This is a genomic window from uncultured Winogradskyella sp., from assembly GCF_947498005.1.
GTDB lineage: Bacteria > Bacteroidota > Bacteroidia > Flavobacteriales > Flavobacteriaceae > Winogradskyella.
On sequence record NZ_CANMIW010000005.1, the window covers coordinates 175,880 to 190,871 of the forward strand.

16 protein-coding genes are annotated in these 14,992 nt (G+C 31.1%); 8 read left to right on the forward strand and 8 right to left on the reverse strand.

The window, feature by feature from the left end:
* Positions 1-45: 45 nt before the first annotated feature.
* Positions 46-1,770 carry a T9SS type A sorting domain-containing protein gene (locus tag Q0891_RS10835; RefSeq protein WP_299101530.1) on the reverse strand — a complete coding sequence of 575 codons (1,725 nt, stop codon included), beginning with the start codon at positions 1,768-1,770 and terminating at the stop codon, positions 46-48.
* Between the two features lie 164 nt (positions 1,771-1,934).
* A complete protein-coding gene (locus tag Q0891_RS10840; RefSeq protein ID WP_299101532.1) occupies positions 1,935-2,822 on the reverse strand; it encodes a phospholipase A in 888 nt (295 codons plus the stop codon).
* Between the two features lie 158 nt (positions 2,823-2,980).
* On the opposite strand from Q0891_RS10840, the gene Q0891_RS10845 reads away from it, so the two are divergent.
* Positions 2,981-3,595: a fumarylacetoacetate hydrolase family protein gene (locus Q0891_RS10845; RefSeq protein WP_299101534.1), complete on the forward strand. Its 615-nt coding sequence runs from the start codon at positions 2,981-2,983 to the stop codon at positions 3,593-3,595.
* A gap of 164 nt (positions 3,596-3,759) precedes the next feature.
* On the opposite strand, the gene Q0891_RS10850 is transcribed toward Q0891_RS10845, so the two are convergent.
* Complete coding sequence (locus tag Q0891_RS10850) at positions 3,760-3,948, reverse strand: hypothetical protein (protein ID WP_299101535.1); 189 nt, start codon at positions 3,946-3,948, stop codon at positions 3,760-3,762.
* Positions 3,949-4,046: 98 nt separating this feature from the next.
* On the opposite strand from Q0891_RS10850, the gene Q0891_RS10855 reads away from it, so the two are divergent.
* Positions 4,047-4,454: a DUF2452 domain-containing protein gene (locus tag Q0891_RS10855; RefSeq protein WP_299101536.1), complete on the forward strand. Its 408-nt coding sequence runs from the start codon at positions 4,047-4,049 to the stop codon at positions 4,452-4,454.
* A 106-nt stretch (positions 4,455-4,560) separates the two neighbouring features.
* The gene (locus Q0891_RS10860; protein ID WP_299101537.1) at positions 4,561-5,322 is read left to right on the forward strand and encodes an NYN domain-containing protein; all 762 of its coding nucleotides are present in this window, start codon (positions 4,561-4,563) and stop codon (positions 5,320-5,322) included.
* 86 nt (positions 5,323-5,408) lie between these two features.
* Here Q0891_RS10860 and Q0891_RS10865 read toward each other — a convergent pair whose 3' ends face one another.
* The gene (locus tag Q0891_RS10865) at positions 5,409-5,759 is read right to left on the reverse strand and encodes a hypothetical protein (RefSeq protein WP_299101538.1); all 351 of its coding nucleotides are present in this window, start codon (positions 5,757-5,759) and stop codon (positions 5,409-5,411) included.
* A 162-nt stretch (positions 5,760-5,921) separates the two neighbouring features.
* On the opposite strand from Q0891_RS10865, the gene Q0891_RS10870 reads away from it, so the two are divergent.
* Positions 5,922-6,443, forward strand: a complete 522-nt coding sequence (locus Q0891_RS10870; RefSeq protein WP_299101540.1) for a hypothetical protein — start codon at positions 5,922-5,924, stop codon at positions 6,441-6,443.
* Between the two features lie 106 nt (positions 6,444-6,549).
* Here Q0891_RS10870 and Q0891_RS10875 read toward each other — a convergent pair whose 3' ends face one another.
* Positions 6,550-7,182, reverse strand: a complete 633-nt coding sequence (locus tag Q0891_RS10875) for a hypothetical protein (protein WP_299101541.1) — start codon at positions 7,180-7,182, stop codon at positions 6,550-6,552.
* Positions 7,183-7,186: 4 nt separating this feature from the next.
* Positions 7,187-7,681: a sigma-70 family RNA polymerase sigma factor gene (locus tag Q0891_RS10880; protein WP_299101542.1), complete on the reverse strand. Its 495-nt coding sequence runs from the start codon at positions 7,679-7,681 to the stop codon at positions 7,187-7,189.
* 136 nt (positions 7,682-7,817) lie between these two features.
* Here Q0891_RS10880 and Q0891_RS10885 point away from each other — a divergent pair, with 136 nt between their 5' ends.
* From Q0891_RS10885 to Q0891_RS10895, 3 genes are all read left to right on the forward strand, one after another.
* Positions 7,818-9,089 (forward strand): NAD(P)/FAD-dependent oxidoreductase, encoded by a 1,272-nt coding sequence (locus Q0891_RS10885; RefSeq protein WP_299101544.1) that lies wholly within the window; start codon positions 7,818-7,820, stop codon positions 9,087-9,089.
* 193 nt (positions 9,090-9,282) lie between these two features.
* Positions 9,283-11,433 (forward strand): TonB-dependent receptor, encoded by a 2,151-nt coding sequence (locus Q0891_RS10890; RefSeq protein WP_299101546.1) that lies wholly within the window; start codon positions 9,283-9,285, stop codon positions 11,431-11,433.
* A gap of 82 nt (positions 11,434-11,515) precedes the next feature.
* Positions 11,516-12,244 carry an energy transducer TonB gene (locus tag Q0891_RS10895; RefSeq protein WP_299101547.1) on the forward strand — a complete coding sequence of 243 codons (729 nt, stop codon included), beginning with the start codon at positions 11,516-11,518 and terminating at the stop codon, positions 12,242-12,244.
* Positions 12,245-12,347: 103 nt separating this feature from the next.
* Here Q0891_RS10895 and Q0891_RS10900 read toward each other — a convergent pair whose 3' ends face one another.
* A complete protein-coding gene (locus Q0891_RS10900) occupies positions 12,348-12,872 on the reverse strand; it encodes a GNAT family N-acetyltransferase (RefSeq protein WP_299101548.1) in 525 nt (174 codons plus the stop codon).
* Positions 12,873-13,823, reverse strand: a complete 951-nt coding sequence (locus Q0891_RS10905; RefSeq protein WP_299101549.1) for a hypothetical protein — start codon at positions 13,821-13,823, stop codon at positions 12,873-12,875.
* 134 nt (positions 13,824-13,957) lie between these two features.
* On the opposite strand from Q0891_RS10905, the gene Q0891_RS10910 reads away from it, so the two are divergent.
* Positions 13,958-14,962 (forward strand): sugar kinase, encoded by a 1,005-nt coding sequence (locus tag Q0891_RS10910; protein ID WP_299101550.1) that lies wholly within the window; start codon positions 13,958-13,960, stop codon positions 14,960-14,962.
* The last annotated feature ends 30 nt before the right edge of the window (positions 14,963-14,992 follow it).

Consider the following 14,992-nt stretch of genomic DNA (forward strand, 5'->3'; position numbering starts at 1 on the left):
GAAGATTTATGCTTGAGATTTTATGTGCTTTCAAGTTAAATTTGATTATTTCTTTATGAGTTTTTTAATGACTTTGTGACCTTCAGCATTTTGTAATGAAATCATATAAAATCCTGTTGGTAATGATGCAAGGTTTATAACTGTAGAATTAGAATTAATAACTGTTGTCATTATCACGTTTCCTAAAGAATTTAGAACTTGTATTTGATAATTATTGGCAATTTTTAAATCTATATATAATAAAGAAGTTGCAGGATTTGGATATATGTCTATATCTGCCAAGTTTAATTTACCTGAACTTAAGCTTTCATTGATGGAAAAATCAGTAACTACTGGGAAATGGTCTGATGCAATAGATGTATCGAGTGCATTTAAATTATATTGCCATAACCTGTCAATTGGCATTACTTCGGTTTGTAGCACAAATGATTTTTGTGCCGTGAGCGTGTAATCTGAAAAAATTATAAAATCTAATTTTCCAGGAGGAAACCCTTGCCCATCAGATCTCCATGTATAACCCATTCTTAAGTCGGCTTGCAAACAATTTTCTTCTTTTAAGTCGGTGTCATCCCAATCTAAAGCGGCACCAAGACCGTAATTTGCGGTATTTTGTATGTCTCCAGTCTTTAAGGTTGTTAATTGCTGAGAATAACCGACTAAATTTAAATCTCCAGAATAGACAAAGGGCGTATTTTCTTCTAAGGTTATAAGTCCTCCAGGAGCTTTAGAATCTAAAATAAATGCCGCATATTGATCTGCTTGATCTTGTCTTAAGTTATCTGCATCACAACAATTTAGATGTGCATTAGTAAACAATATATCATTAGCATAGGTACTTGGTAAATCGATTAAAACAGGAAATTGCCTTGTTAAACTCGTCCATTGTTCTATTATTTCCCATCGCGAAACCGTAATTAATCCACCAAGTTTTGCCGTGTACCAACCATTTGTGGTGCCTAATGGAAACCATGCATCAAAAAGAGATTTTACTTCCGTAGCATTGATATCCCAACATTCCGTTAACCCAATTATATCTGGTGCGATAGCTTTAATTATTTGCTCAAAATTATCAACGCGGTTTGGGTCATCTAATCCACTTGAAAGTGTATTGTAGGCTAGTAATCTAATATCTGTTAAATTAGATTTAGTAATGTCAATTGGCGTGTAAGGTGTAACTGGTGTATCGTCAAATGTATATGAAAAAGTTAGGCCATCATTTGGGATTTTATCCAAATTGTCATCATTTTTCAATAAAATTTTAATTGTAGATGATGTAAACAAAGGATTAACACCATCTGGTATTTGATGTCTTCCTATGGCAATTTCAAATTCTTTAGAAGTTACTGTAGGTGCCGCTCTTAATTTTAAATCTGAAAAATTTATTTCTGAATATGGTGAGACATTATAATGGGCAAATAATTCTTTGAAAATTATACCAACTTCAGTACCATAACCATTTTGTATGCTATAACCAGTATTGGCATCATTGTCTGTATCTAGAAAGAGGCGAACTTGCTGTGAAACTAAATTGTCAGTTAAATCAAACTCTATGTTAGATTTAATTTTTATAAATAGAAACTCATCATCGTTGGTAACCTGAAGTTCTAAAATATCAATACCATTTAAAGATTCGCTTGTATCAGTATATGTGGTTAGGCTAGAATCCCAATCATTAAAAACGCCATCAATAGTGATCTCTGCGGATTGAGAAGCCAAGTTAATGGTAAATAGTAATAGGATTTTATATAGGTTTTTACTTATTGAAGACATAGGAAATTATTATTTTAACAGTTTACCAGTTGAGTCTAGTTTTAAAGTGTTTTTAAAATTAATGTTTTTATATTCTTTCCGAATCCTTAAATGGTAAAATATTGTATTACTAGCCTCACTTTTTTAGACATTAAGACCTAGTTAAGTGATTCTATAGGTTGAGTCTACCAATTAGAAAAAGAAACACCTAAACCAACTGTGTTTTGGTAATGGTTGTAATCAATTAAAGTTTCTCCATAACCTGTAAAAAGTTGCGCGTGGACATTTAAATTATCATTAAGTGGGTAGAGGTAATTAAATTGAAGACTACCATGATTATCTTTCAATGAAAATGAATTTGTAGCAATAGCATAAAAGGTATGTTTTCTTAATTTATATATAGCTGTTATTCTACCATTGCCAATATAATTGGTAATTAATGGGTTTTCGTCTTCATCATCTGGTAATCTTAACCAAGGAGAAAGATATAATGTGAAGTTTTTGCTCTCCATGGCAAGATTAAAAATAACCCGATTCCAACTGCGAGATCTTGGTAAGTCTCTTCCATTAGATTGGTGATTAAGACTCACACTGGCCATTTTTATATTTAAACCTGCGAACGTTAAATTTAGTGGATAGGTTAATATTAATTCTGGTTCATAATTGAGTTCTCTAAAGGCGCGAGAAATATCAGTATTGTAAATTTGCCAATGCGCTATTTGTGTATAACCAGCCCATAAATCGCCTTCTCCAAATAGTATAGATTCGGCCAATTTGGTTTTAAAACTAAGCTGAAATTTAGCTTCAAAGCTATTGTAATTAATTTCTTCTGATAAGGAATAATCTGAATTTTCACTATATGGCATGGTGTTAGGACTGTCAGACCATCTTGAAGCAGCAATATAAATAGGTTTGTACGCTGTAATTTTAAAAGTCCCTTGTTTATTTGATTTGTCTAAATCCCAAACTGTGGTAATAGATTTGAGGGATGTCCTTTTTTTTATAATTTCTTGCGCATTTATATTAAAACATAAAAGCAATAGAAGTATTAAGCTCGGAGTAGTTTTAAACATAAATCACGGTTTTAGCATACGATAACAAAGCTATTTCATAATTTTTAAATGTAAGTGTTATTCCCTTGTTTTTAACAACTAAAATAATTATAACGCAGTTTTGTGGCTCATCTGCTTTAATTATCTTTACATTTTTAAAACTAAAAAAAGTATTACAGATGAAAATAATAGGAATTGGTAAAAACTACATTAACGATATTTCTGAACTTAGTGCAGCAAAAACTGGTAGTCAAACCATATTTACAAAGCCAGAGTCTACTTTGGTTACAGACAACAAAAATGTAGTATTCCCTAAAGTAACAAATCAGCTTGTTTACGAAGTAGAATTAGTTGCAAAAATAGGGAAACAAGGCAAAGATATTTTGTTAGAGGATGCCAACTCTTATATCTCAGAAATTGGTATTGGTATAGATTATACAGCTGCAGATGTATTGGCAGCAAGTAGAGAGAATAAAGGCCCTTGGGCTTTAGCTAAAGGTTTTGATGGTGCGTCACCAATGTCTAAATTTAAATCGGTTTCAGAATTTCCTGATTTGGCTGCTATAAATTTTGATTTAAAAATAAACGGAGAGCAAAAACAAGTTGGTCATACCAGTTTAATGATATATAACTTTGCCGAAATCATTTCGTATGTGTCTTCATTTATGACTTTAGAAGAAGGAGATCTTATTTTTACAGGAACACCAGCTGCAGGTAAAGGTTCTAACGTAATTGGTGATCATTTACAGGCATCAATCGAAGGCGAATTATTACTAGATTTTAAATTGGTGTAATTTCAAAAAAATTAAATATATATGCAGTCTTTAATTACAATAAAGGCTGCATTTTTTTTACTCTAAATCAATCTTCGCGTCCTATCTTATTATAAGCACGTATCACTAAAATTGCCCAAATAATGACGCAAACAGATACAAATGCTGAAAATGAGATTATTATATCATTTGCTTCCATTTAAAATCTGTTTTATAAAAATTAAAATCCCAAGTAAAGTAGGTGCCCAAAGTCCTATAAAAATAGCATGCAGTTGGTCTCCTTTTAAAAAGAGATATTCTGCAACACCTATAATTAAAGCACAAAGTACTAACATAAAGATGTTTAATGGGCCAATTTTTTTCAATAAGTTCATGTTATAGTATTTATTGTTTTAAAGTTAACAAAAAAATACAATCAATTCATTTTTACGAATCATGATTGCGCTTTATCTTTGCTAAAAGCCTACGCTCTATGTCTAAAGAAAAAAAGCCAGATCAAATTGTTTTTAATGAGAAAACCCAGCGCTACGATGCGTCATTAAAACCATACGCCACAAACGTTGGAGCGCCTTCTATACAAGTGACTGATAATTCTACATGGAAAACTAGGAATATTAATAAGGCTAATAAAAAAATAAAAGCAAAGTATTTAGAACTCAAGGCTGAGTATGATAAGATGATGCAGGAGTTAGAATATAATACACTTGTATATAACTCTCGCTATACCTTTGAACCTCTTATTGGAGAAACTTACCATTTATATCGTGATAAAAAGAGTGAACCATTCTTATCAATAATAAATCCTGAGAGTTGTAATTTTGATTACATAGGAAGCTTTATACTGAATAGCGAGCTTATTTGGAAAAAAACAGAAGACTAATTAGAGCTTAATTCTACACTATTAATTCTGTAAAATTGAAAGAGGAGTCGTTGCTTTTAAAAATGCTATACCTTTAAAAGTTGAAATAATAAATTTATTTAAAAAAATGGATATAAAATTAGCAGTGTTAATTGATGGTGATAACATTCCGTCTGCATATGTAAAGGAAATGATGGAGGAAATTGCGAAGTATGGCAATCCAACTATTAAACGAATTTATGGTGATTGGACCAAGCCGCATCTGTCCAAATGGAAAAATATGTTGTTAGAGAATGCCATTACACCCATTCAGCAATATGGCTATACCACAGGGAAAAATGCAACAGACTCTGCAATGATTATTGATGCCATGGATATTTTGTATTCAGAAAAAGTAGATGGGTTTTGTTTAGTATCTAGTGATAGCGATTTTACACGTTTAGCAACCCGATTGAGAGAAGCTGGTATGGCAGTTTACGGCATAGGCGAAAAAAAAACGCCAAATCCTTTTATAGTAGCTTGTGACAAGTTTATATATATTGAAATTCTTAAAAACAAAGACTCTGAGAGTGAGTCTGAATCTGCTGAAACCACAAAATCTGCTAAGAATGATTTCGATAAAATAACCCAAAAGGAAATTAGATTTATTTCTGCAACTATAGATGATGTGGCTGATGATGATGGCTGGGCATTTTTAGGAGATGTTGGAAGTTTATTGCAAAAGAAGCAGCCCAATTTTGATTCTCGAAATTATGGATTTCAGAAGCTCACACCTTTAATAAAATCAATAAATAATTTTGAAATTGAAAGACGCGAAGACTCCAGAGGGCATAAGAAGCTTATTTATGTAAAGATTAAACAAGTCAACACTAAGCGCAAAAAGAAATAAAGTGCAGCGATTAATTTCTTTTCAAACATAAAAAAAAGTATACAGAATAAACAGTATACTTTTTTTTTGACTTATATGGTAAGATATTAGTCAAAGGTTTCAATTTCATTGGCTTCTAAGGCCTTTTTATAATTGGCTTTAACATTGCTTAAATAACCAAAAAACTTACTACCGTCTTTTTTAGTTAAAACAACCTTTAAGTCGCCATCATTTTCTGTAATAACTTCTTTAACAATTACTACATTATTCTTTACACTTTTATAACCTGTTACAGTTCCTCGCTTAATTAAAATGTTCGGTTTCGGAAAGTAAATATGGCTATAAGCTTGAGAGGTAGGGTTTTTTATTATCAATTCATCTCCAACTTTAGGTTGATTATTAGCATTAGCTAAAAAACAGATTCCAAAAAATAAAAAGGCAAAAAATAGTTTTTTCATAATTATTTAGGTTTAAATTGTTAATATCGCAAAAATAAGGCATTGTAAGAGGTTATTAAACAGCTTTAAATAATTATTAACAATTTAAATTATATAATCTTTTTAGGTTTTAATTTTTGTTTATTTTAGTTTTAGATATTAATGTAATTCGAAAATTTAAAAATGAAAATATTAGGTATTGGATCTCGAATAATCCATCAAGAATACGGAAAAGGTGTTGTTACCAACGTCACTTCAAAACACTATTGGGTAACATTTATAGAAAATGGTTTAGAAACCATAGATATTGATTCAGAATTTGAAGTCATAGAGGCTGCAGAAGATGAAGTAGATAGTATCAGCTTTTTTGAAGTAGAACAAAGTTTAAAGTCGATTTTAAAAAAATGGTCTGATGTTTCTGAAGTTGTAACCATTGCAGACAAATGGAAAGGCGGAAAATTAATTATGGAACCTGGAGATACTAATTTACAAGGTAAAGAATTACCAATTGATACGTTTTTTCATAAAATAACCATGGTAAGAGATCGCTTAAGAGTTATGGAACAGAAAATCAATTCTAGTAATTTAGAAGAACAAGAGAAGATAGATTTACAACAATATATAACCAGAAGTTATGGTAGTTTAACCAGCTTTAATGTATTATTTAAATTGAAGAGCCAGCAATTTGTTGGTCAGAGAAAATAAAGAATAATTTTAACTAGAAAAAAAAACAGCATCTAATTCAATTAATGAAATTTGATGCTGTTTTTTTACGATTTATCATAAAATCTAAAAGTCTAATTAATCTAAGTTAAACTTCCAATTTCTTCAATTCGTTGTAATTACTATTTAAACGTTTTATAAGTATGCCGTAGATTAATCTATAGAATAACCAAAAGAATAATAAAAAGATTACAAAAGTACCTATTGCAACTGCAGCCATAACAAATAATTGTGTGGAAGAGGCAGCACTCAATTGCTCCTGAATTTCTGGGTGTTCAAGTAATGATAAATAAAACACAATAGGAAAACTTATCAAGGCTAGTATGATATTAAAAAGTACATAGTATTTAATTATTTTTCGAGTTTTCAGAATGCTTTTCATGAGTTTTCTGGCATTATCAGTTACTGATATAGCACTTTGTGCTTTCCAAAGTAGATAAACAAATAAGATGATAACAGCGTAACTAATAACATTCATGGTATTATAAATCCAACTATGACTCATTTCTGAGAGCTGTGATTTCATACGGTCAGAGAGTACAAAGGGTAAAAAGTTGATTAAAATCCAAAACACCAATTCAGCCAAACTAATGTAAAATAATGTTTTTACAATAGATGATGATTTTCTGTGGCTCATCTTATATATATCGCTATCCGAAAATGTTTGAAACTGATTTTCGTTTTGCTTCCAGTCTTTCTTTAATAATTCTAATTCATCCATAATTTTACGGATTTAGTATGGTTCTTAATTTCTTTTTTACACGGTTCATCTTAACACGTGCATTTACTTCAGTAATACCTAGGGTTTCACTGATTTCCCTATAATCTTTATCTTCTAAATATAATAGGACCAAAGCTTTCTCAATATCATTTAATTGATGTACAGCTTGGTATAAAAGTTTTAACTGTTGTTCTTCAGTATCATCATAGTCTTCCGCTTTAATTTTAAATTCTACAGCATCAAACCCTTGCGTTGTTATTCGTCTTTTCGATTTTCTGTATAACGTTATTGCTGTATTTAACCCTACACGATACATCCAAGTACTAAATTTGGCATCACCTCTAAATTTAGGGTAAGCTCGCCATAATTGTATAGTAATTTCTTGAAACAAATCGTTATGAGCATCTACATTATTAGTGTACAAACGGCACACCTTATGCACAATGTTCTGATGTTTCTGCAACTGTTCTACAAAACTTTTTTCTAGTTCTTTATTCAATTGATGAGTTAGGTTGGTTATCTAATTAGTAGTGTAAGTTTCTGTTTTGTTACAAATTTATTTAACTAAAGTTAAAAAACCATTCATTTACCTGTATTATTCGTAAATTTACTGTAGTAAATTCCTCTATTATTTTATGAATATCCCAAATACAAATAATCCAAGAATCGTCATCATAGGAGGCGGTTTTGCCGGTGTTAATTTAGCTAAATCATTGGCAAATAAAAACATACAGGTCGTTCTTGTAGATAAACATAATTACCACACATTTCAACCTTTATTATATCAAGTATCAAGTTCTGGTTTAGAGCCAGATTCTATTGCTTATCCACTTCGTAAAATAATTAAAAAACATAAAAATTCTTTTTTCAGACTTGCTGAGGTAGAACAAATTTTACCTGAGTCTAATGAGATTATAACCTCAATTGGTCATTTAACGTATGATTATTTAGTAATTGCTACTGGGACAAAAACAAATTATTTTGGTAATAAAGCTATAGAGTCTAATAGTATGCCAATGAAATCTGTACCTCAAGCTTTAGATATTAGAAGTTTAATATTAGAGAATTTTGAGAAAGCGGCAATTGCCAATTCAGAAGCAGAAAGAGAAGCTTTTCTGAATTTCGTAATTGTAGGCGCAGGACCAACAGGAGTAGAGTTGGCTGGTGCTATAGCAGAACTTAAGAATAATATACTACCTAGGGATTACCACGATTTAAACCCAGAGGACATGCACATTCATTTACTGGAAGGCGCAGACCGTGTTTTGCCACCAATGAGTGAACATGCTTCTAAAAAAGCAGAAATGTTTTTAAAGCGTTTAGGTGTAAAGGTGAGTTGCAATACAATTGTAAAACATTACGACGGAACAACAGTAACTACAAATGCTGGCTTAGCTATGGAATCTGAAACCTTAATTTGGGCTGCAGGTGTTACAGGTGCACCAATTCATGGTTTAAAACCAGAAGCTATGATGGAAAGAGCAAACCGTTATAATGTTAATCGATTTAATCAAGTGGACGAATATGCCAATATTTTTGCCATTGGAGATATTGCCCTAATGCCAACGGAAGCATATCCTAAAGGTCATCCGCAAGTGGCACAACCAGCTATTCAACAAGGTAATTTATTAGGTAAAAACCTATTGCGTTTAATAGATAATAAACCTTTGAAACCTTTTGTATATAAAGATAAAGGTTCAATGGCGACAATAGGTAGAAATAAAGCTGTTGTAGATTTAAAGCATTATAAATTTGGTGGATTTTTTGCTTGGTTTATATGGATGTTTGTGCATCTCATGTCTTTAGTTGGTTTTAGAAACCGTGTGATTGTGCTTTTCAACTGGACGTACAATTACATTAATTTTGATAAAGCTGCTCGTCTAATTATTCGTCCGTTTAAGAAATAAGTGTATTGATTGTTGGTTTTTAGTTATTGTTTAGATAATTATAACTTAAACTTTTGTTTTTCTTTCTAACCAATTATAATATTCAATTCGTCATTCAAAAGTTACAGTTGGGTAACTTAGAATTCTTTGTACATGTAAAATTGTAGAAGTTTGTCTCATCAATCAAAAAACGAACTTTTAATCAATCAAAATCATGAGCAAGCTAATCACTATTTTAATTTTATTAATCTTCGGAGCTGTCAATGCGCAAACTACCATTTCAGGTAAAGTAATCGATACAAAAAATGAGCCTATTTTTGGAGCTAACGTTTATTTGGAAGGAACTTATGATGGCGCAACAACTAATGAAGTAGGCGAGTTTACCTTTTCAACAGAAGAAACAGGAACACTAACTTTAGTGATTTCATTTTTATCGTTTGAAACAAAAATGATACAGAAGGACGTTTCAGAAATGAAGCAACTTTTTATCAAGTTAAGAGAAGATGTAGAATCTTTAGATGCTGTAGTTTTAAGTGCTGGTACGTTTGAAGCCAATGATAATAGCAAGGTTTCTGTTCTTAAACCGTTAGATGTAGTTACCACAGCAAGTGCCTTAGGCGATTTTGTTGGCGCATTACAAACCTTACCTGGTACATCTAATGTATCGGAAGATGGTCGTCTGTTTGTAAGAGGTGGAAATGCAGACGAGACTCAAATTTTTATAGATGGTATAAGAGTTTTTACACCATATACACCTTCTCCTAATAATTCGCCTACACGTGGACGATATTCGCCATTTTTATTTGATGGTATTACGTTCTCAACTGGTGGATATTCTTCAGAATATGGTCAAGCTTTGTCTAGTGTACTGCTTTTAAATACTGTAGATGAACCCGTTCAAGAAAAAACTGATATTGGTATTATGAGTGTAGGTGCTACCTTAGGAAACACCCAAAAATGGGATAACTCTTCACTTAGTTTCAATGTGTCTTACATAAATTTAGGACCATATTTAGAAGTTTTTAAAGATCGAAACGATTGGGAAACACCTTATAGTGGCGCACAAGGCGAAACAGTTTTTAGACAAAAATTAAACAATGGTATGCTAAAGTTTTATGCTGCTTTTGATACTTCAAAATTTAAACTTACCCAAGAGGATATCAATTACGAGGATGGTATAGATTTTAAATTAAACAATAGCAATTTCTACGTAAATACATCTTACAAAGGTGTTTTAGGATCAAACTGGACTATGACTACAGGCTTAAGTTACACGTACGCAAAAAATAAATTAGGAATTGAAGCTAGTGATATTGATGGTGCTGAAAACTCAGCACATATTAAGATGAAACTAAAAAAACGTTTCCATAGTAGATTCAAACTTAATTTTGGAGTAGAACAATTTGTTACAGATTACAAAGAGAATTATAGTGATGATACATTAGATGAGACTTATGGTTACGATAATAATATCACAGCAGGTTTTGCAGAAGCAGATCTTATTTTTTCAAAAGATTTGGCCTTAAAAATTGGTATGCGAGCGGATTATAGTTCTGTATTTAAAACAACTGAAGTTGCGCCAAGAGCTGCATTGGCTTACAAAACCTCAAAAAACGGTCAGTTTTCTCTAGCTTATGGAAACTTTTTTCAAAACCCAAATAGGGACGTGCTAAAGTTTAGTCAAGATTTAAGAGCAGAAAAAACGTCGCATTACATTTTAAACTATCAATACGTCAACAACGGTAAAATATTTAGAGCTGAAGCTTACAGAAAGGATTATGATAACTTAATTAAATACAATACTGATTTTGTGCAATTTGATAGTGATTTTAACAGCTCAGGTAATGGCTATGCACAAGGTTTAGATTTTTTCTGGAGAGACAACACAAGTATTAAAAATGTAGACTACTGGTTAAGCTATTCGTATTTAGATACAGAACGTAATTATCAAAATTTTGAAACATCAGCTCAACCCAATTATGCTACTAATCATAACTTATCAATAGTTGGTAAATATTGGATTGATAGCTGGAAAAGTCAAGTTGGTTTATCGTATAGTTTTTCATCTGGTCGTCCGTTTACAAATCCTAACACCAATCAATTATTGAGCGAGCGCACAAAATCGTATAATAGCTTAAGTCTAAATTGGGCTTATTTACTAGATCAGCAAAAGATATTATACTTCTCTGTGAATAATGTTTTAGGGTTTAGAAATATTAATGGCTATCAATATTCTAATACGCCTGATATTGATGGTCAATTTAACAGAAGAGCATTAACACCAGCTGCAGATCAATTCTTTTTTGTAGGTTTCTTTTGGACAATCAGTGAAGATAAAACGGATAATCAGCTAGATAATTTATAAAAATGTTAGGGTTTTAAACATGATGAATGTCATAATTCTAAAGGATTATGATAAGTAAATTTACATTATAAAATTAAACGTCATGGAACTCAAAAAAAACCCAAAAGCCAATGTAGGTCGAAACAGCAGTTTATACTTTGCTGTTGGCTTAAACGTAATGTTACTCCTTACATATATAGGACTAGAACATAAGACTTACGAAAAAGATAATATTACAGCAGATGTATTAATGTTAGATGAGCAATTTGATGAGGACATTCCTATTACAACAATTAATATTCCGCCTCCTCCACCTCCTGCTCAAAAACCTATTATCACAGAGTTGATTACTATTGTTGAAGATGTAGAAGATGTTGAAGAAACTGTTGTGAAAAGTACAGAAATAGGGCAAGATGATATTATAGACGATAGAGAAATAGGTATAGAAGAAGTAGAGGTTGTAGAAGTAGAGGAAGATATAGAAGTTCCATTCTCAGTGATTGAGAAAGTGCCAACATTTCCAGGTTGTAAAGGGACAAATGCACAATTGAGAAAATGTTTTGAAGAGAAAATGCAAGCACATTTATTGAAAAATTTTAAGTATCCGCAAGCAGCAGCAGAGCTGAATATTCAAGGAAGAGTATTTGTGTTTTTTATCATAGATAGAACAGGTAGAATTACCAAAATTAAAAGTAGAGGTCCTAATCCATTGTTAGAAGCCGAAGCACAACGAATTATGAGTTTACTACCAAAAATGGAACCAGGTAAGCAGAGAGATAGAACTGTTAGCGTTCCTTATAGTATTCCTATTAACTTTAAATTACAAATATAAATAAACAACTAATATATCAAGCTGACACAGTCAAAATCATTGAATCTAAATATTCATTGTATTTTGACTGTGTTTTTTACGTAATTCTATTCTTGAAAATTGTTTATAACTCCGGATTTTGTAATATATACCAATTACATAATTCATCATCACAAATAAAAGTACCTGATGGAATTAATCCTATTTTTTTTAAAATTCTGTTAGAAACCGTATGATTTACAAGCGCAGCTGCACCAATTTCTTTTAGTTTTAAATCCTTAAAACCATAATCTAATGAGGCTATAGCGGCTTCTGTGGCAAAACCTTTTCCCCAAAATTGTTCTTTGAGTCTATAGCCAATGTCGTAATAGTTAAATTCTTTTCTTACATAATCTTCATATTTCAAACCTGACCAACCTACAAATTTGTTCGACGATTTTTCAATCATAGCCAATCGACCCAATCCATTAGTTTTATACTGTTGTAAGATATTTAATATCATGGCTTCAGATTGTTCTAGGGTTTTAACTGGTTTGTTTCCTAAAAACAAATGCACTTTTGGGTTAGAATCTAATTCAAAAAAATCGTGTTTATCAGCAATTGTAATTGGTCTTAAAATTAGACGTTCCGTTTCTATAATTGTATCCATTTAATTTTTTTTATCGTATTCAATGATAGTTTGTTTCAGTTTTTTAGCTGCAGAGTGGTTAAATTTAAAATCCATTATATTTAAATTATGATGTTCTGAAGCCCATTTAAAAAATAATTGATAGGACTGTTGCCTTTCTTGGTATTCAGTTTCAAAATCTGGAATTTCAGATTCATATATTCGGTATATTTTAGAATCTTTAATTTCAAACCTTCTAATTGACTTATAGGGTGTAACATTTAATAAACGATCTCTATCACAATGATAAGTTGAGAGTACTTCAATTTCGCTATCGTCAACGAGTACAATGATATAATTCATTTTATCATTCATAACATTTCCCCAAGCATAGTTACTGGCATAATTCGTTTTACTACTTATGGTTTTATCTTTATTAAAATACTCTGCAAAATCTTTATGAAGTAATTGAAAAGTCGCAATAGAATCCTTTTTATTATAGGCACTAATAAAATCTTTTACAATTACAGATGCGCTTGTTTTAGGATATATCGCTAAACTGTCCATAGAAGACGTATAAAATGTTTTTAAGTTTTCTAAACTATCTATTTCGCGTTGTAATTGTAAATTGAGTTTATTAAATTTTTCTTGCCTTTCCACTGACTGATAATAGGAGTAAATCAACATATTTATAGCATCGTTTCCATAAGCGTCAATAGCTTCAGGATAAGAATTATTTATAATTGATAAAAAATCTTTTAGATGATTATTACCATTTGAAGACTTGTTTTTAACAATCTCTAATAGTTCTTTATTTTGCTTGAAATATGATGTCATTTTATTAAAATCTGATTCAGAATAATCTAAATTTTCTATAATTTCTAGAGTGTCTTCAAAAATTAATGGCTCTGCTGATTTTGTTTTTATTTGACTATAACCAAAGGCCGAAATAAAAAGACAGATGAGTAGTATGACGTTTATTTTTTTTAACATTAGTAGAATTTTGGCCTTGAGTAGTATTAATTTCAAACAAAATATAACAAAAATTTAGTCATATAGATTTAAGTCTGTATCTTTTATCTCTAATTTACTTTATAAATCCATAATTAGCAAAAAAAATCAATTAGATGAAACAAATTATAACATTTGGAGAGGTTTTAATGCGTATATCACCAAGAGGAAATAAAAAGTTTATGCAATCTAATATTGTTGAATTTTATTTTGGTGGTACAGAGTTAAATGTAGGTATTTCTATTGCTAATTTTGGTGGTAATGTAAAACACATTAGTGCAGTTTCTGAAGATTTTATTGGAGATACAGCCATTTCTTATATTAGAAAATTTGGTGTAAGTACATCTTCTGTTGTACGATCTAGGCGACCTTTGGGTGTTTATTTTTTAGAAGTAGGTGCTGTAATGCGACCGAGTCAAATTTCTTATAACAGATCGCACTCTTCGTTTTCTGAAATTTTACCATCTATGGTAGATTGGGAAAAGGCCTTGAGAAAAGGAAATTGGATGCATTGGACAGGTATTACACCAGCACTAACGCAAGGTGCTTATGATACTTTAAAAGAAGGTTTAAAATTAGCAAAGGAAAAAGGGATAACAATATCTGCAGATCCTACATACAGAAGTGGTTTATGGAAATACGGACAAGATCCTAAAGAAGCTTTAATAGAATTACTTGGCTATTCTACTATTTTTATTGGTGGAATCAACGAAATTAATGAGGTTTTAGGAACAGATTACAGCTATTCTAACGACGATTTTAAAAAGGCGAGTCAGCAGCTTATGGAAACATTTCCATCCATAGAGAAAGTGTTTGATAAAATACGAACTTCATTAAATGCGTCTTGGCATAAAATTAGAGCTCGTATGTGGAATGGCACAGAATTTAGAGAAACTGAAGATTTAGATATTACACATATTGTAGATAGAATTGGTACTGGTGATGCCTTTGCAGGTGGCTTAATTCATGGTTTACAACATTACGATGATTATAAAGCCATGTTATTTGCATGTGCTGCTTGTGCATTAAAACATACTTATGAAGGTGATGTGAATTATAGCAATGTCGATGACGTAATTAAAATAATTGAAGGAAATATTTCTGGTCGTTTTGTGAGGTAAGATTCAAGTATCGTGAAGATTAAAGGGTTT